The 16,180-nt window shown below is 71.2% G+C and carries 15 protein-coding genes and 4 pseudogenes; 8 read left to right on the top strand and 11 right to left on the bottom strand.

All coding sequences use genetic code 11. The features are described 5' to 3' along the window. The first annotated feature begins 105 nt into the window (after positions 1-105). Positions 106-183, top strand: coding sequence for a 50S ribosomal protein bL37 (locus ACF1FZ_RS24925; RefSeq protein WP_374104540.1), 78 nt, complete (start codon positions 106-108; stop codon positions 181-183). Between the two features lie 303 nt (positions 184-486). On the opposite strand, the gene ACF1FZ_RS24920 is transcribed toward ACF1FZ_RS24925, so the two are convergent. Continuing rightward, positions 487-627 carry a hypothetical protein gene (locus ACF1FZ_RS24920; protein ID WP_391775647.1) on the bottom strand — a complete coding sequence of 47 codons (141 nt, stop codon included), beginning with the start codon at positions 625-627 and terminating at the stop codon, positions 487-489. A gap of 133 nt (positions 628-760) precedes the next feature. Here ACF1FZ_RS24920 and ACF1FZ_RS24915 point away from each other — a divergent pair. After that, positions 761-906: pseudogene (locus ACF1FZ_RS24915) on the top strand (30S ribosomal protein S14); the annotation flags it as partial. A 184-nt stretch (positions 907-1,090) separates the two neighbouring features. On the opposite strand, the gene ACF1FZ_RS24910 reads toward ACF1FZ_RS24915, so the two are convergent. The 4 genes from ACF1FZ_RS24910 to ACF1FZ_RS24895 all read right to left on the bottom strand — a co-directional run bounded on the left by ACF1FZ_RS24910 (position 1,091) and on the right by ACF1FZ_RS24895 (position 4,378). Then, positions 1,091-1,876, bottom strand: a complete 786-nt coding sequence (locus tag ACF1FZ_RS24910; protein ID WP_391775607.1) for an ABC transporter permease — start codon at positions 1,874-1,876, stop codon at positions 1,091-1,093. Next, a complete protein-coding gene (locus ACF1FZ_RS24905; protein ID WP_391775606.1) occupies positions 1,873-2,880 on the bottom strand; it encodes an ATP-binding cassette domain-containing protein in 1,008 nt (335 codons plus the stop codon). The genes ACF1FZ_RS24910 and ACF1FZ_RS24905 overlap by 4 nt, the downstream gene beginning before the upstream one ends. 57 nt (positions 2,881-2,937) lie before the next feature. Next, a complete protein-coding gene (locus tag ACF1FZ_RS24900; protein WP_391775605.1) occupies positions 2,938-3,780 on the bottom strand; it encodes a DUF4097 domain-containing protein in 843 nt (280 codons plus the stop codon). An 82-nt stretch (positions 3,781-3,862) separates the two neighbouring features. Next, entirely contained in the window at positions 3,863-4,378 is a 516-nt protein-coding gene (locus ACF1FZ_RS24895) for a hypothetical protein (protein WP_391775604.1), read from the bottom strand. A gap of 386 nt (positions 4,379-4,764) precedes the next feature. On the opposite strand from ACF1FZ_RS24895, the gene ACF1FZ_RS24890 reads away from it, so the two are divergent. Beyond that, positions 4,765-5,421 (top strand): class I SAM-dependent methyltransferase, encoded by a 657-nt coding sequence (locus tag ACF1FZ_RS24890; RefSeq protein WP_391775603.1) that lies wholly within the window; start codon positions 4,765-4,767, stop codon positions 5,419-5,421. A 466-nt stretch (positions 5,422-5,887) separates the two neighbouring features. Here the strand turns inward: ACF1FZ_RS24890 and ACF1FZ_RS24885 are convergent, their stop codons facing one another. The 5 genes and pseudogenes from ACF1FZ_RS24885 to ACF1FZ_RS24865 all read right to left on the bottom strand — a co-directional run bounded on the left by ACF1FZ_RS24885 (position 5,888) and on the right by ACF1FZ_RS24865 (position 10,632). Beyond that, the gene (locus ACF1FZ_RS24885; RefSeq protein ID WP_391775602.1) at positions 5,888-6,499 is read right to left on the bottom strand and encodes a dihydrofolate reductase family protein; all 612 of its coding nucleotides are present in this window, start codon (positions 6,497-6,499) and stop codon (positions 5,888-5,890) included. Between the two features lie 173 nt (positions 6,500-6,672). After that, a pseudogene (locus ACF1FZ_RS24880) lies at positions 6,673-7,138 on the bottom strand (aminotransferase); the annotation flags it as partial. Positions 7,139-7,289: 151 nt separating this feature from the next. Beyond that, complete coding sequence (locus tag ACF1FZ_RS24875) at positions 7,290-8,690, bottom strand: hypothetical protein (RefSeq protein ID WP_391775601.1); 1,401 nt, start codon at positions 8,688-8,690, stop codon at positions 7,290-7,292. Continuing rightward, entirely contained in the window at positions 8,687-9,487 is an 801-nt protein-coding gene (locus ACF1FZ_RS24870; RefSeq protein ID WP_391775600.1) for a TIM barrel protein, read from the bottom strand. The genes ACF1FZ_RS24875 and ACF1FZ_RS24870 overlap by 4 nt, the downstream gene beginning before the upstream one ends. Positions 9,488-9,585: 98 nt before the next feature. After that, positions 9,586-10,632, bottom strand: a pseudogene (locus ACF1FZ_RS24865) (zinc-binding alcohol dehydrogenase). A 137-nt stretch (positions 10,633-10,769) separates the two neighbouring features. Between ACF1FZ_RS24865 and ACF1FZ_RS24860 the strand changes: the two are divergent. The 5 genes and pseudogenes from ACF1FZ_RS24860 to ACF1FZ_RS24840 form a co-directional block, all read left to right on the top strand. Beyond that, positions 10,770-12,173, top strand: coding sequence for an ABC transporter substrate-binding protein (locus tag ACF1FZ_RS24860; RefSeq protein ID WP_391775599.1), 1,404 nt, complete (start codon positions 10,770-10,772; stop codon positions 12,171-12,173). A 33-nt stretch (positions 12,174-12,206) separates the two neighbouring features. Next, entirely contained in the window at positions 12,207-13,187 is a 981-nt protein-coding gene (locus ACF1FZ_RS24855) for a carbohydrate ABC transporter permease (RefSeq protein WP_391775598.1), read from the top strand. Between the two features lie 80 nt (positions 13,188-13,267). Continuing rightward, complete coding sequence (locus ACF1FZ_RS24850) at positions 13,268-14,134, top strand: carbohydrate ABC transporter permease (RefSeq protein WP_391775643.1); 867 nt, start codon at positions 13,268-13,270, stop codon at positions 14,132-14,134. An 87-nt stretch (positions 14,135-14,221) separates the two neighbouring features. Then, complete coding sequence (locus ACF1FZ_RS24845; RefSeq protein ID WP_391775597.1) at positions 14,222-15,436, top strand: ROK family transcriptional regulator; 1,215 nt, start codon at positions 14,222-14,224, stop codon at positions 15,434-15,436. A 36-nt stretch (positions 15,437-15,472) separates the two neighbouring features. Next, positions 15,473-15,766 (top strand): annotated as a pseudogene (locus ACF1FZ_RS24840) (Gfo/Idh/MocA family oxidoreductase); the annotation flags it as partial. A 127-nt stretch (positions 15,767-15,893) separates the two neighbouring features. Here the strand turns inward: ACF1FZ_RS24840 and ACF1FZ_RS24835 are convergent. Next, positions 15,894-16,178, bottom strand: coding sequence for a hypothetical protein (locus ACF1FZ_RS24835; RefSeq protein WP_391775596.1), 285 nt, complete (start codon positions 16,176-16,178; stop codon positions 15,894-15,896). Positions 16,179-16,180 lie beyond the last annotated feature (2 nt).

Below are 16,180 nucleotides of genomic sequence, written 5' to 3'. Positions count from 1 at the left end.
TTCCTCGTCGGGTGTTTGCCGTGGAGTGGGTGGGTAAGGGCTCTGTGATCACCGGGCCGACAATCCGGTGGATAGCCCGTAAAAGCTATTGAATGAGGAGGCTCGATGTCCTCGAAGCGACGTCGTAAGAAGAGGGCCCGCCGCAAGAACGGCGCGAACCACGGCAGCCGTCCCCAGAGCTGAGCGTGTCGGCGCTTACGGGGGTGGCTGGGGCCACCCCCGTAAGTGCTCCCAGGCGTGTCCGGATGACCGGGCGCACCGGGCTGCGGGTCCGGGCCGGCGGCGCTCCGGACCGTGGCCGGGTGAGCAGTCGGCCGCGGTGGGAGGCGCGAGGGGCGGCGGACAGCAGGGCGTGGATCTGGGGGCCGGCCTGGCCGAGGCGTGTCACGGCCTTCGGGAACGGCGGGCGCACGTCGCGGTGGGCCCCGGGGTGCTCCAGGCACAGGGGTCCGCCGGAGCGGTCCATCGCGAGCGGGAGGGCGCGCGTCACACCCTTGTCCGGCTGCGGTTGTGCGAGGCGCAGAAGCAGGGGGCCAGTTCGCCGTGCCCGTCCATCAGGTGGGTCGGCATCGCCCTCTCACCGGTGGCGATCGGACCGGGATCCGTCTCCCGCAGGGCGTCCAGCACGTCGAAGGCACGGCCCCTGGTCCTCGAAGTCCGCCCGGCCGGGCTCCACGCAGGTGTTTTCCGCGGCATCCGTGCTGTACGGGGCCGGCGGCAGACCGGTCACCGTGACGCGGGCGCGCATGCGGTCCCGCGCCGGCGCCGGCCGCGTGACGCCGGTGTCACGCGTGTCCGCAGCAGGGACAGCGTGGACGGACGGTCCCGGGGCGCCTGCGGAAGTTCGGGTCGTCCTGCGTCAGGATGCGGGGACAGGCCCACGCCGGGCTTCTGTCCGGGGTGACGAGCCGTCCTGCTGGGGCTGCTTCTCTGCGTCCGGGTGGATGGCGTCCGGTTGCCGGGCGGCCGTTGACGGGGTTCCCGCGCCCGGGGTACGCCGACGGGGCGGCGTATCCCGGAACCGTTCCGGGGTACGCCGCCCTGCAGCCGGGCGAGTTGCCGGCCGCGGCTCTTTCGAGCTGCCCTCCCGCTACTTCGGGTCGCGGTTGAACTTCGAGGTCGACCAGAAGTAACCGAGCACCACGAGCGCCAGGCACCAGGCGACGGCGAGCCACCCGTTGTGGCCGATCTCGGTGCCGAGGAGGAGTCCGCGCAGGGTCTCGATGGCGGGGGTGAAGGGCTGGTACTCGGCGATCGGCTGGAACCAGCCGGGCATGGCGTCCAGGGGGACGAAGGCGCTGGAGAGGAGCGGCAGCAGGATCAGCGGCAGCGCGTTGTTGCTGGCGGCCTCGGCGTTCGGGCTGATCAGCCCCATGCCGACCGCGATCCAGGTGAGCGCCATGGCGAAGAGCACGAGCAGACCGAACGCCGCCAGCCACTCCAGTGCGGTTGCGTCTGCGGACCGGAAGCCGATGGCGACGCCGACGGCGCCGACGAGGACCACGCTCATGACCGACTGCAGGACGCTGCCGGTGACGTGTCCGACGAGTACGGAGCTGCGGTGGATGGCCATGGTGCGGAAGCGGGCGATGATGCCCTCGTTCATGTCGGTGGAGACGGACACGGCGGTGCCGACGACCGTGGAGCCGATGGTCATGAGCAGGATGCCGGGGACGATGTAAGCGATGTAGGCGGAGCGGTCTTTGCCGCCGATGCCCGCGCTCATGGTGTCGCCGAAGATGTAGACGAACAGCAGCAACAGCATGACCGGGGTGAGCAGCAGGTTCAGGGTGAGGGAGGGGTAGCGCCGGGCGTGCAGGAGGTTGCGGCGCAGCATCGTGGAGGAGTCGCGGACGGCGAGGGAGAGGTTGCTCATCGGGCGTTCTCCTTGGGCTGGGTGGCCTGGGCGGGGACGGTGGAGCCGGTCAGGGCGAAGAAGACGTCGTCGAGGTCGGGGGTGTGCACGGTCAGTTCGTCGGCCTCGATGCCGACGGCGTCCAGGCGGTCGAGGATGGAGCGCAGTTCGCGCTGGCTGCCGTCGTTGGGGATCTGCAGGGTCAGTGCCCGGTCGTCCTGTGTGACGTCGCCCAGTGCGGAGGCGGCGCTCCGGTAGGCGTGCGGTTCGGAGAAGCGGAGCCGGACGTGTCCGCCGGGGATGAGCCGCTTGAGTTCTTCGGCGGTGCCCTGGGCGGCGATCTTGCCGTTGTCGAGTACCGCGATGCGGTCGGCGAGCTGGTCGGCTTCTTCGAGGTACTGGGTGGTGAGGAAGACGGTGACTCCGTCGGTGACGAGCTCGCGGATGATCTGCCACATGTTGTGGCGGGCACGGGGGTCGAGGCCGGTGGTGGGCTCGTCGAGGAAGATGATCCGCGGGCCGCCGACCAGCGTCATGGCGATGTCCAGGCGGCGCTTCATACCCCCGGAGTAGGTGGAGGCGGGCTTCTTCGAGGCCTCCACCAGGTCGAAGCGCCGCAGGAGTCCGGCGGCGACCCGCCGGCCCTCGCTCCTGGACAGGTGGTGCAGGTCCGCCATGAGGAGCATGTTCTCCTCGCCGGTGATCAGACCGTCCACGGCGGAGAACTGCCCGGTGACACCGATCGCGGCACGCACCCCGTCCGCTGATGTGGACAGATCGTGGCCTGCGACCTGAGCCTGCCCGCCGTCGGCGGTGACGAGCGTGGAGAGGATCTTCACCGCGGTGGTCTTGCCTGCACCGTTCGGACCGAGCAGCGCGAACACGGACCCGGCCGGGACGCGAAGGTCGATGCCGTCGAGGACGACCTTGCCGCCGTAGGACTTGCGCAGACCGAGCGTGGAGACGGCGTCCGGGGACGGGGGACCGTACGTTCCATTGGATGTGGGCATGACAGAACTGGGCATGGTGCTCTCCGTTCGAAGGGCGGGGTGACTGGGGGCCTGCCGGGGGCGGTGGTGTGCTCAGACCTTGGCGCGACGGATGTCGATGTTGCCGTGCCGGGTGCGCGCGTGGACCTTGACGGTGTCCTCGGCACCCTCCGGGGACTCGGACGTGGTGAGCGTGTTGCGCACCTGGCCGGAGCCCGAACTGACGTCGAGCCAGGCAGCCGTGCCCTCCCGGACCCCGACCTCGATGGCGCCGTACGAGGTCTGCAACTGCACGGTGCCCCGGGCGACCTCCCCCACCCGCAGGGTGCCGTGGGCGGTGGTGGCGGTGACCGAGTCCTCGGTGCGCCGGATCTCGATGTCGCCGTTGGCGCCGCTCACCCGCAGCTCGCCGGCCGCGGCGCCGACGGTCGTGGTGCCGTGCGAGTTCTTGAGGACGGCGGGGCCGTCGACGAACCCGACGCGAAGGCTGCCGGAGCTGGTGGTGATCTCGGCTGTGCCCTCCACCCGGTCCACGGTGATCGAACCGTGCGACGCGGTCAGCTTCAGCGGCCCGGTCGTGTCGAGGCGGACGTCACCCGAGGAGACCTTCACGCGGACCTCGCCGAGCCGGCCCTCGCCGAGCACCTGGGCCCAGGCGCCGGTCGTGTCGACGTGGGAGCCCGTGGGCAGTTCGACCGTCACGTCGACGACGCCGGTGCGGCCGAACAGATTGGGCTTGGGCGTCCGGATGGTCAGCACGCCGCTCGCGTACGTGACTTCGGTCTGATCGGCAGTCCGTACGTCCTGGTCCTTCTTCGGGTCCCGCGGTCGTACCTCGACGACGGTGTCGAGGCGGTCGCCCGCGGTGAACTGGATGGAGCCGGCTTCCACATGCGCTCCGGCCGAGATCGCTTCGGGAGTTTCGAAAGAAGGCATGGCTGTCCCGTCCTCATGGGTCTGCAGGACGTCCCCGCTGGTGGGACGTGGTGTGAGTGGAAGTGGTGCGGGCTGGGCGCGGTCAGCGCACCCAGCCGGTGAAGCTCTGTCCGACCGTCCGGGCCTTCTCCGCCGTACGCGGCTGGGTGCCGCCGGCGTCCACCGCGGCCGACACGGCGCGCACCAGCCACGCGTTGACCGACAGGCCCTCGCGGGCCGCGGCCTCCTCGGTGCGGGCCTTCAGGTGGGCGGGCAGGCGCAGGTTGACGCGGGCGGTGCCGCCCTCGTCGCTCTCGGCCGGGGCCCTGGGCGGTTCGACGGACCCGGCCGGCTCCGTGGCGGCGCCGCTGTCGGCGGGCGGGGGTGTCACCACGAAGTCGGGATCGAGCCCGCGCAGTCGTACGTCGACCGAGCCGGGGGCGAGTTCGCGGGTGATTTCGTCCGCTGCGGCCGAGAGCACGTTGAGCATCGTCAGCCGGGCCGCCGACTCCAGGGGGGCGGTGAGCCTCTCCGCCAGCTCGCGGGCGTCGTCGCCGCCTGCCTCGGCGGCCACCGCGAGCTCGCGGCGGAGGGTCTCGACATAGGGGGTGAGGTCCATGGCGTCATAGTGGCATCATTGTGGCGCCATGCGCAAGCGGTAAGGATGCAGTTCTGGGTCCGGCTTCTCGTGATGAGCGTCTGGCCTGCGAAAACCTTCTGGTGTACACGGGATCGGTACGGTGTCACGCCTGTTCAGGAGCGTCGTGGGGCGGGGAATGGTGCAGCTTGGCGCCGGATGGCGCCAAGCTGTGCCATTCGATGCCGTGTGGTGCCGTACGAGGTCGCAGGGCGGCGCCGGGCAGAAGCGGCTGGGTCCGGCACGGCGCCGTCGGCGCGCCTTCTGCGCCACCTGATTCCACGGGCCGAGGCCGGCGGGCGTCCGGGAGGTGGTCGCGTTGTCCGCAACAGGGTGTGCGTGCTGCCGGGGCTTGGTGAACTGGGGGGATGAAGTCGATGGCATCCCGCATCCTGCAGGCTCTTGAGCGGTTCAACGCCGCCTACCCCTGGGACCACAACGCTCATTACCATCGCTGGATCCTGCGGCAGCTGCCGAGACGCTACAGCCGTGCCCTGGACATCGGTTCGGGCAGTGGCGACCTCACGAGACTCCTGGCCCGGCAGGCCGCCTCCGTGACGGCGGTCGATCGCGACCCGGTGATCACCGCCCGGGCCCAGGCGCTGACCCCTGCCGAACTGCCTGTGGCCTTCATCGTCGCGGATGCGGCGGCCGGACTGCCCGCCGGCCCCTACGACGTCATCACGTGCGTCGCCACGATCCACCACCTGCCGTTCGCGGAGGTGCTCGCCTGTTCGCGCCGTCACCTGGCGCCAGGGGGGACGTTGGTGATCGTCGGCCTGTACCGCGCCCGGACTCCTGGGGACCACCTGCTCGGCGCCGTCGCCGCTCCGGCCAACGCGGCCATGGGCTGGCTGAGGAACAGGGGCCGCCCCTCGTCCCGGCCCGTCTCCATGACGGCCGCCGTACGCTCGGCGGGCATGACCTTCGCCGACGTCGCCCGCGAAGCCGGAACCGTCCTCCCCGGCGCACAGCTGCGACGACGACTGTTCTGGCGTTACACACTCGTATGGCGCCACCCCTGAGGCTTATCGGGCCGGCTCTCCGGGTGCCGCTCAGTCCTTCGGGGGCGAAAGACCGTGCTGACAGGCCGCTGCCGCCCCGTGCCCCGGTTGCCTCCGCGGCCCGGCCAGGGGGCCGGGCCGCGGACGGCCGGCGGGAGGGGGAGCCGGTGTGCCGATCCATCGGTCAAGAAGCATTCGGGACAGGGGTGCTGACGATGTCTCCTGCGGCGTGCTCGACGGAGGTTCCGCCCGGGTGCGGACACGCCCCACGCACGGCGGGCGGTATCCGGTGCGCACCGGCCGCAGTCCCCGGCCGCCTCGCCGCCTGCTGCTGACCGTCGCGGGGAGCCGGGCCCGAACGGATCCGGGGCGGCCGTGCGCGAGGCGCGGCCGCCCCCGTGTTCACCGTGGGCACCGAGGTGTACGGCGGCGCCCGGCCGCCGGCACGACTACGGGACGGCCCGGAGCACATGGCCGGGTCAGATGTTCAGCCTCCGGCTCCGTACACCCCCTGCTCGGGGGACCCCGCCGATTCGAAGATGTGCACCGACAGTCCGCGCGGCGTCGTCCTGTGGCTGACCAGCCGCAGACCGGCCGGAGCGCCGCCGTCCGGGAAGAGCCTGCGACCACGCCCCACCACGACCGGGGCGATCACGAGCCGCAGTTCGTCTACCAGGCCCGCGGCGAGCAGGGACTGGGCCAGCCGGGAACTGCCGTGGACCTGCAGCTCCCGGCCGGACTGCCGCTTCACCTCGGCGACCTGGGAAGGCACGTCCCCGTTCAGGATCGTCGTCGGGTTCCACCCGGCAGTCGTCAAGCTGTGGGAGGCGACGTACTTGGGCAGGCCGTTCATCACCGGGGCCAGGGGGTGTCCGGTCATGTGCGGCCAGTCCCGTGCGAAGTTCTCGTAGGTACGGCGGCCGAACAGCAGTGCGTCCGCCGCGCGGAGCCAGGTGGCAGCCAGCTCCTCGAATTCCTCGTCCAGGTGCGGTACGAACCAGCCGCCCCGGTCGAAACCGTCACTCGGGTCCTCGTCGGGCGAGCCCGGGCCCTGGGAGACACCGTCCAGGGTCAGGAATTCCTGTACGACAAGCCTCATCACGCACCACTCTTCCCTGCCGTCGGCAAGACGGCCTCTTCGTCACGGGACACGCCCGTGTCCCCACCCTTCTGGACACCGTGGCAGGTGAAAACTCATCGGTCCACATGCCGCCCGTGCGGGCCGGGTGGCAGCCGTCGCATGAGCGGTCCGCTCCTCCACGCCTCCTCTTCCTACGGCCGGGACGCCGGGGGCAGGAGCCCGTGCTCCTCCCGCAGCGCCGTGAGAACGGCCAGAGGGCCGGCGCCGCCCACACCTGTGGTGAGCAGGAATGGGGATACGGCACCGGGCGGGGGCGCTGGGTGCGGGAGTAGCCCGCCATGACCTCGGGCAGCCGGTGGCCGTGGTGCGCCGAAGCCTCCAGCAGGCCGAGGGCGACCGTCCGCGCCTCCTTTCTCAGGCCGCAACGCGCCAGCCCGAGCAGGATGACCGCGCTGTCGTGGGGCCAGGACGTGCCCCGGTGGTACGAGAGGGGGAGGCGGTACGCGGGTTGACCGGATGCCGGCGTGCGGATGGCCCAGCCGGAGAAGAAGTCGGCTTCCAGCAGGCGCCGCCCCCGCGCTGCGCGTGCCGCCCCTCCAGGATGCCGGACCACAGCAGGTGCCCGGCGTCCGAAGCCGGCGAGACGATCTGTCTGCCCCGTCGAAAGTCAGTGCCCACCGGCTCAGATGCGGGGCGTCACGGTGGAACAGACCGTCGGGGGAGGTGCCGCCACGGCCGCTCACCCCGCCGTCGGTCCCGAGAACGGCGAAGGCCCCCGCACGGACCAGGGTGGTGCCCGCTGCGCCGCTCACGCCGGTACTCCGACCGGAAGAGCGCTCGTCGCCCCGGCGGGAGCGGCGCCGTCCGCCGTCCGCGCCGCGGCCAGCAGATCGAGGGTGAGGGCTGCCGTCCATCCGAAGGAGCGGGTGCCACGGGCCCGGGCCGTGAACGGGTCCACGTACTCGGCGAAGGAACTGGCACCGGCGGCGTCGAGCATGGCCGCGCGCAGTGCGTCCGCCGCGGCGGTCTGCCCGTACCGGCGCAGACCGCGTTCGAGCAGCCAGTTGGTGTTGAACCAGGCGGGACCACGCCAGTAGCGGGAAGGGTCGAAGGCATGGCCGGTGAAGTCGTACGACGGCACCATCGGGACCTGGCCGAGGCGGAAGCCGGCACCCCTCGTCGTGTCCAGCAGGGCGTCCACGACGTCCTGGGGGAGGCCGGGGACGATCAGCGGGACGAGCCCGGCGACGCTGCGCTCGGGAATCAGTTCGCCGCCGACCAGGTCACGGCAGAGGAACATGCCGTCGGCGGGCGACCAGAGCCGCTCCACCAGGGCCGAGGTGAGGCGGGCCGCCCGTGCCTCGTGGGGGGCGGGGTCCGCCCCCGCTCCGTCGGCGATCCGGGCCAGGGCGTGCTCCGAGACGATCAGCAGCGCGTTGACACAGGGATCCTCGACCGCGAAGGCGTGCCCGCCCCGCAGATCCGCGTAGCCGCTGTCCCGGTAGTCGGAGGCCAGCCGCACATACCGTCCGTAGTCCAGGTCGGTGGGGCGTTCCGAGGCCTGTCCGTGGTCGAGATCGGCGCGCCGGTACGAACCGGGGGCGGCCGGCTCCACGCGCCGCAACGGGCCGTCCCAGCAGGGGCTGTTGTCCATGCCGGGCTCCCATGGGTGCACCATGGCCGCCAGCCCGCCACCGCCGAGGTCGCGGCGGCCCGTGAGGTAGTCGTGCCAGGCCACGAGCCTGCCGTACACACGAGGCAGGAAACGGCGGCTGCGCGAGGCCTCCGGGTCCGACAGGTGGACGAGCCAGGCGGCGAGCGCGTGCACCGGAGGCTGCACGATGCCTGAGGTCTCGGTGCCGGACGGGGCGCCCGCCGGGGCGCCGGCCGTGGAGGAACGCCAGAAGTCCGGGCTGGGGAAGTACGCGTCGAGAGGCACCGCGGGACTGAACACGATGTGCGGCACGCGTCCGTCGGCCCACTGCGCGCCCAGCAGGCTCTCCAGCTCGCGCTGGGCCCGGCGCACCGAGAGGTGGCGCAGCCCGATCGCGATGAAGGCGGAGTCCCAGCTCCACTGGTGCGGATACAGGCCACGCGAGGGGACTGTGGAGGAGCCCGTCCAGTTGGTGAGGAGTACCCGGGCCGCGCCGCGCCGAAGAGCCAGGTGATCGGCGGCGGTGGACACCGGGGTTTCGAGCAGCGACGTCACGCGCCGGACCTCCGGAGGAACGCGGGAATGGAGCGTACGGCCGCGACGGGGTCACCCGTGAGCCGGCACTCGGCGGCGAGGTGGCCCGCGTAGCCGATGCTGTGCAGGGCGCCGGCCCAGGACGCCCGGTCGAGGTGGCCGGCCCCGGGCTGGAAGCGGTTCGAGTCGCTGACCTGGGCATGGCCGATGCAGAGGGCTGCCGCCAGGATCGAGGCCGGGGGATCGGCCTCCTCGATGTTCATGTGGTAGCTGTCGATGCCGATGCGGACGGAGTCCAGGCCGACCGTGCGGATCAGGTCGACGGCCTGTTCCAGCCGGTTGACCATGTGGTCCTCGTACCGGTTGAGCGGCTCCAGACAGAGGGTGACGCCCTCGCGGCGGGCGTGCTCGCCCAGCTCGGAGAGACCGGAGAGCAGCACCTCGCGGTCCTGTTCCTCGGTGCGAGTCGGCTCGAACGGGGGGAGTCTGCGCGAGAACATCCCGTAGGACGCGGGGGTCCGGACTCCCAGCGCCCCGATCTCCGCCGCGACGGAGAGCTGCGATTTCATCTGTTCCAGCGCGTCACGGCGCAGTCCGTCGTCGAAAGCGGCGAAGAAGTGCAGCATGTCGACACAGACGGTCGGCATGACCACACCGTCGGCCCGGGCCTGCTTCAGCTCGGGCAGACGGTCACGGAAGTGGAAGTCACCCTTGGACCGAAGCTCCACCGCGTCGTAGCCGGCGTCCTGGGCGAAGGCCCGTTTCTCCTGGAGTGTGTCGCCGGGGAGGAGCTGTTCCTGACAGGCGGTTTTCAGCATGGGAGGCCTTTCGGCGCCCACGGAGGGCGCTCTGGGGTTCTGACTGTGCGTACGGGGCGGACGGGCCCCCGGGCCCGGGTCCGGGGGCCCGTCCGGGCTCAGAACTCCAGGACGACCTGGAGGGCGTCGGCCGGGGTCTCGTCGAGCAGCACATATGCCTCGGCGGCCTCCGCCACCGGGACGACATGGCTGACCAGGGACTTCACATCGACCAGACCTTCGGCCACCAGTGAGAGGAACGTCCGCTGGAGGCGCTCGACGCTCCAGCGTCCCGCCAACTACGGGGGAACCCCGCCGATCTGCGAGCAGATCAGCTGCCCCCGGTTGTGGTGGAACTCGTCACCGAGGCGCAGACCGGCGCCGTCGCCCTGGTAGAAGCCGGATGCCACGACCCGGCCGCCGGCGGTGACGGAGCGCACGGCCTCGTGCAGGGCCGGGTACACACCGCTGATCTCGATGGCGACATCGGCGCCCGCCCCGCCGGTGGCCGCACGGATACGTTCGGCGACGCTGTCGGTACGGGCGTTGAGGGTGTGGCGCGCACCGTATTCACGGGCCGTCGCGAGCCGGCCGTCGAGCGCGTCGACCGTGGTGACGCGCGCGCCGCTGAGCTGGGCGAGAGGGGTGGTGAGCAGACCGATGACGCCCTGGCCGAACACGGCCACGTCCTCACCCAGGCGGATGCCGGCGGCGGGGATCGCGTTGTGAGCGACGGCGCCGACCCGGGCGAAGGCTCCGGCGAGCGGTTCGAGACCGGCGGGCAGGGTGTGGCCGGCCATGCGCTCGGCCGGGACGATGCCCTCGCTGCGATGACCCCGGATACCCCAGACCAGGTCGCCCGTGACCGGTAGACCGGGCGTGCCGACGAGTTCGGGCGAGACCTCGGTGACCTCACCGACCTCGGAGTGGCCCCAGCCGGCCACCGGGTACTCGATCCCGGCCGTTCCGTCGCGGAAGATCCGGGCCCCGGCGTCCCAGGTGCGCGTCAAGTAAGGGTTCGTGACCCTGTATGCGGTTAGTTCGGTTCCTGCGGAAATACCGGAATAGTGAGTGCGGACCCGGAGGTGCCCGGCGGGGAGCGGGGTGCTCTCGTGCTCGGTGACTTCGGCATGACGGAGACCGGTGAACTGGACGACGCGTTCCACGGGGGCTCCGGTAGCGCTGGGAGGGGGCTGTTGCTCGCTGACTTCAGTCGAAGATATCCCAGAGTTATGTCTTGTCAACAAACAAAAGTATTGCTGAGGTGCATCAGGAAAATGCGTAAGCGGCGTGAGGGCACAGCATGGTGATGAAGATCCGACGGTCGAAGGGGACCCTGTCCGGGCTCGCCGCGACCCTGGCAGCCGGTCTGCTGGCCGGCTGTTCCGGTGGCTCCGGCGCGGAGCGGCCCGACAACAGGATCACGGTGTGGTCGCAGGAGAACCTGCCGCCGCGGATGACGGCGACTGAGAAGGTCATCAGCCGTTTCGAGAAGGAGAGCGGTGTCCAGGTCGATCTCGTCGGTGTGGACGAGGCCCAGCTACCGCAGCTGATCATGTCAGCGGCGGCGGCCGGAAAGCTCCCGGACGTGATCGGGGCGGTCCCGCTGGGCCAGGTCTGGCAGATGTACGGCAACGGCCTGCTCGACACCGGGATCGCGGACCGCATCGTGAAGGACCTGCGTCCGGACACCTTCAACAGCAACGCGCTCGCGCTCACCTCCGACCGCGGCACCAGGCTCGGCGTCCCCTCCGACGCCTGGCTCCAGATCCTCGTCTACCGCAAGGACCTGTTCGCCGAGGCCGGGCTCGACGCACCGGACGACTATGCGAGCGCCCTGAAGGCCGCCGAAGTGCTCGACACGGGAGGGCGGGACGGTATCTCGCTGGCCACCGACCCCTCGGACGTCTTCACCCAGCAGAGCTTCGAGGACCTGGCCCTGGCCAACGGCTGTCAGCTGGTCGACGAGGCGGGCGAACCCGCTCTCGATTCCCGGGCGTGCCGCAACGCCTTCGCGGCGTACGACGGTCTCGCCCGCGAGCACGGAGCTCCCGGCACCCAGAGCGTGGACAGCACCCGTGCCACCTACTTCGCCGGGAAGTCGTCGATGATGGTCTGGTCGTCCTTCCTCCTGGACGAGCTGGCGGGCCTGCGGTCGGACGCGCTGCCCAGCTGCCCGGAGTGCGGGAAGGACCCGAAGTTCCTGGCGCGCAACACCGGCGTCGTCACCTCCCTGAAGGGCCCCGACGGCAAGGAACCCGCCCAGTTCGGCGAGATCACGTCCTGGGCCGTCACCAGGACCGCCGAGACGGACGCCTCCAGGAAGTTCATCGAGTACATGATGGGCAAGGGGTACGCCGACTGGTTCGGCATGGCGCCGGAGGGCAAGATCCCCGTCCGCACCGGGACGGGGGAGAAGCCCGGCGTCTTCGTGCGGGGATGGCGTGCCGGCGTCATGGGCGTCGACCGCCGCGAGTCCATGCAGGAGGCCTACCCCGCGGCGCTCCTGGACCAGCTCGTCGCCGGTGTCGGCGGTATGAAGCGATGGGGCCTGACCCAGGGCCAGGGCACGCTCGTCGGTGCCACGAACGGTGAACTCCCCGTCGCCAAGGCCATCGGAGCGATGACCAGCGGCCAGCTCTCACCCGACGAGGCGGCCGAAGACGCCGACGACGAAGTGACCGCCCTCCAGAAGTCCCTCCAGTAGCCGCACGCCGCTCCCTCACGAGGTAACCGACCCATGAGCACAACCCAGAGCGGCGCGAAGAAGCGCCGTGCGACACCGCAGAGTTCGAGCAGGAGGGAGAACCGCGCAGGCCTCGCCTTCGTGACCCCCACCTTCCTGGTGGTCCTGGTCGTGGTGATCCTGCCGATCCTGTGGACCGTCCTGCTCGCCTTCCAGAACGCCAGGCTGGTCGACATCCAGGAGAGCGGCCTCTTCGGCCGTTGGACCCTGGACAACTTCTCCCAGGTCTTCGGCTCACCCGGCTTCTGGAGCAGTCTCGGCACCACGCTCCTCTACACCGTCGGCTCCACCGCCGGCTCCGTCGTCCTCGGGCTGGTCGCCGCCCTCGCCCTGCGCAGGCCCTTCCGGGGGCGGGGCGCACTGCGGGCCGCCATGCTCCTGCCGTACGTCGCTCCCGTGGTCGCCGTCTCCTTCGTCTGGGAGGTCGCGCTCAGCCCGCAGTACGGCATCGTGAACGAATGGGGCCGCACGCTCCTCGGGTGGGAGGACCCGATCGCCTTCCTGTCCACCAGGGCCTACGAAGTGAGCCCGTTCGGGATCCACTTCGACATCCCGCTGGCGCTGCTCACGGTCATCGCCTTCGAGACCTGGCGCTACTTCCCGTTCGCCTTCCTCTTCATGCTCGCCCGCCTGCAGGCGGTACCGGCCGGCCTGGAGGAGGCCGCGGAGGTCGACGGCGCCACGCCGACCCAGCGCTTCCGGCACATCCTGCTGCCGCAGCTGATGCCCGTCATCGCCCTGCTGTCCGTCCTGCGCTTCATCATGACGTTCAACAAGTTCGACGACATCTACCTGCTGACCGGTGGCGGTTCCGGCACGGACGTCGTGGCCGTCCGTGTCTACGACTTCCTCACCTCGCGTTTCGACGTCGGAGCTGCCTCCGCCCAGGCGCTCGTCCTCGCCGTCGTGCTCATGGCACTCCTGGGCGTCTACTTCAAATTCTTCGGCAGGAAGATGCAGGAGGAAGCGGCATGACCCCCGCCCCGGCCATGACCCGCGCACAGGCGAAGGGCGCGGCCCGTCCGCTGCCCGGAGCGAGGCGGCCCCGGGCGCGGCTGACCCGCGCCCGGTTCGAGGAGCGGTTCTTCGGAGCCCTGCGGTGGGTGGTCATCGCCTTCCTCGCGGCGATCACGATCGTGCCCTTCTCCTACATGCTGATGTTGTCGGTGAAGCCCATCGACGCCCTCCTCCTGGACCCGGGCAGCCTCTGGGTCTCGGCGAAGGACTTCACGCTCGACACGTACGAGAGCGTGCTCAGGCCCTCGGCGGAGGGCGGCCAGGGCTTCCTCGGCATGCTGCTCAACTCGGCACTCGTCGCCGTCGCCACGGTCCTGCTCACGCTGGCAGCCGCCGTGCCGGGCGCGTACGCCGTCAGCCGGCTGAAGTTCTTCGGCAACCGGAAGGTCAGCGCGATCTTCCTGGCCGTCTACCTCTTCCCGGCCACGCTGCTGGCCGTCCCGCTCTTCGTCATGTTCGCGAAGATGGGGCTGTCCGGCAGCCTCGTCGGGCTCGCCGTCGTCTACATCGCGCAGACCGTCCCCGTCTCGATCTACATGCTGAAGAACTACTTCGTCACCATCCCCTTCAGCATCGAGGAAGCGGCGGCGATCGACGGCGCGTCGCGGCTGCAGACCGTACACAGGATCATCCTGCCGCTCGCCCTGCCGACCCTCATGGCCACCGGGCTGTACGTCTTCATGATCGCCTGGAACGAATTCCTGTTCGCTCTCCTCTTCCTGGCGGCCGACCCCGAGCGGTGGACCGTCTCCCTGGGGCTCCAGCAGCTGGCCAACGGCATAGAGGTGTCGAAGACGGTACTGATGGCCGGGTCGGTCGTCCTCACCATCCCTGTGGTACTCCTGTTCTTCTCCGCCGAGCGGCTCCTCACCGAGGGCCTGACCAGCGGTGCGGACAAGGGCTGACGCCGGAGGCCGGGACGGCCGGCAGTCAGGAATCCGACAGCCCCCCGGGCTGACACGGACGCGACAGACAGGGCGAGGACGGCGGGGATGGCAGGAAACCAGGCCAGCGCGGGGCATCTGCTGCAGCTCATCCGCAGCGGTGAGGCCACCACGCGCGGAGAGCTCCAGCAGGCGACCGGTCTGTCCCGCTCCACCGTGGGACACCGTCTCGACCAGCTCTTCAAAGCGGGCTGGCTGCGCGGCGCCACCGGCACCTCCACCGGTGGACGTCCCTCCGCCCGGCTGGAGTTCGACCCGGCGCATGCCGTGGTGCTCGTCGCGGATCTGGGGACCCGGCACACCCGTGTCGCCGTGCTCGACCTCTCCGGAACCGTCCTCGCCGAGCACACCGGGGCCCTCGTCATCGCCGAGGGGCCCGACAGCACCCTGGACCGGCTGGCACGTCGGTTCGGCCCCCTGCTCACCGAGGCCGGGGCAGGACCCGAGCGGGTCTGCGGCATCGGGCTCTCCGTGCCGGGTCCGGTGGACTGGGAGTCGGCCCGGATCGTACAGCCGCCGATCATGCCCGGCTGGGACCGCTTCCCGGTACGGGAGCGGCTGCGCCAGGCCTGGACCGAGCACGTCGGCGCGATGCCGGCCGCCGGCCCCCCGCCGGTCTTCGTCGACAACGACGCCAATCTGATGGCCCTGGCGGAGCAGCGGGCCGGTCACCCGGACTGCAGCGCGTTCGTCCTGGTCAAGGCCTCCACGGGGATCGGCGCCGGAGTCGTCGTCGGAGGCGAGGTCTACCGGGGCGTCGACGGGGGAGCGGGCGACATCGGCCACATCCGTCTGCACGACCGCCCCGACGCGCTGTGCATGTGCGGTTCCTACGGATGTCTCGCGGCGGTGGCCAGCGGCCGGTCCATCGCCGGGCAGCTCACCGCCGCCGGTGTCCCCACCGCATCGGTATCCGACGTGCGCGAGCACCTGGCCGCAGGTCAGCCGGATGCCGTCAGGCTCGCCCGCGAGGCGGGGAGACGCGTCGGTGAGGTCCTGGTCACGGTCGTCACCCTGCTCAACCCAGGCGTGCTGATGCTGAGCGGCGATCTGGCGGGCACCCCGTTCCTCACCGGAGTCCGCGAACTCATCTACCAGCGCGCCATGCCACGCACCACCGCCCACCTCCAGGTCGTCACCTCCGAACTGGGTGACCGGGCCGCCCTGGCCGGCGCCGCCCGCATGGTCATCGACCACCTGTACGCCCCCGACCGCGCCGACTCACGCCTCGCGGCCCTGGCCCGCGCCGGTGACGGCGCCTGAGCGCACCGCGCCCCCAGCACGACGGCGGAGAGCACCATGTCCACCGCCCCTCTCTCGGACACCTGGCCCTACGAACCGGTCCGCGTCGGCCTCGTGGGCGCCGGCCCCCGGGCACGGACCATGCACGCCCGCATGCTCACTGCCGGGCCGGAGACGGAGCTGGCGGCGGTCTGGGCGCGCCGCCCCGAGGCCGCGGCCGAAGTCGCCGAACCTTACGGGGCGCCGGTCGCCGCCTCCTTCGAGGAACTGCTGGGACGATGCGAGGCGGTCGCCTTCGCCGTGCCGCCCGCCGTCCAGGCCGCTCTCGCCCCGCGCGCCGCAGCCCACGGCCTGCACATACAGAAGCTGCTCGACCAGGCCGCGCGGACGGCCGGCTGAGTTCCACGGCACGGAGCCCCACGCCACCGCGGCACGCCCGGACCGAAGCCCCGTGCGCCGTGGTGGCACCGGGGCCGGCTCACCTGTGGCCCTCGCCGCACAGCGCGGCGTCCACCGAGCCCTGGAGATGGTCCAGGCGGTCGTCCTCGCCCGCCCACGTCGTGGTGCGGACGGTCACGGTGCCCCGCCCGCCCGTGGCCCGGCCGCCGCTCACCGAGTCGCCCGGCAGGTCGCCGCCGTGGCCCCGATGAGCGCCGCCGCAGCCGAGCGGGATGGACGCGACGCCGTAGCCGTAGCGGCTGCCCGCCGGGCAGACGTCCCGGCCGCCGGCATCGGAGGTGCCCCCAGCCCTCTTGCCGGACACTC

This window comes from Streptomyces sp. NPDC014623 (genome assembly GCF_043088245.1).
In the GTDB taxonomy this organism is placed as follows: Bacteria; Actinomycetota; Actinomycetes; order Streptomycetales; family Streptomycetaceae; genus Streptomyces.
The sequence above is the reverse complement of the archived record's forward strand: the minus strand, read 5'-3'. Positions and strand labels throughout refer to the sequence as shown.

Bases quoted from the DNA above. Each gene is read 5' to 3' on its own strand.
- ACF1FZ_RS24925 (WP_374104540.1), top strand. From the start codon at position 106: ATGTCCTCGAAGCGACGTCGTAAGAAGAGGGCCCGCCGCAAGAACGGC.
- ACF1FZ_RS24910 (WP_391775607.1), bottom strand. From the start codon at position 1,876: ATGAGCAACCTCTCCCTCGCCGTCCGCGACTCCTCCACGATGCTGCGC.
- ACF1FZ_RS24905 (WP_391775606.1), bottom strand. From the start codon at position 2,880: ATGCCCAGTTCTGTCATGCCCACATCCAATGGAACGTACGGTCCCCCG.
- ACF1FZ_RS24900 (WP_391775605.1), bottom strand. From the start codon at position 3,780: ATGCCTTCTTTCGAAACTCCCGAAGCGATCTCGGCCGGAGCGCATGTG.
- ACF1FZ_RS24895 (WP_391775604.1), bottom strand. From the start codon at position 4,378: ATGGACCTCACCCCCTATGTCGAGACCCTCCGCCGCGAGCTCGCGGTG.
- ACF1FZ_RS24890 (WP_391775603.1), top strand. From the start codon at position 4,765: ATGAAGTCGATGGCATCCCGCATCCTGCAGGCTCTTGAGCGGTTCAAC.
- ACF1FZ_RS24885 (WP_391775602.1), bottom strand. From the start codon at position 6,499: ATGAGGCTTGTCGTACAGGAATTCCTGACCCTGGACGGTGTCTCCCAG.
- ACF1FZ_RS24870 (WP_391775600.1), bottom strand. From the start codon at position 9,487: ATGCTGAAAACCGCCTGTCAGGAACAGCTCCTCCCCGGCGACACACTC.
- ACF1FZ_RS24860 (WP_391775599.1), top strand. From the start codon at position 10,770: ATGGTGATGAAGATCCGACGGTCGAAGGGGACCCTGTCCGGGCTCGCC.
- ACF1FZ_RS24855 (WP_391775598.1), top strand. From the start codon at position 12,207: ATGAGCACAACCCAGAGCGGCGCGAAGAAGCGCCGTGCGACACCGCAG.
- ACF1FZ_RS24845 (WP_391775597.1), top strand. From the start codon at position 14,222: ATGGCAGGAAACCAGGCCAGCGCGGGGCATCTGCTGCAGCTCATCCGC.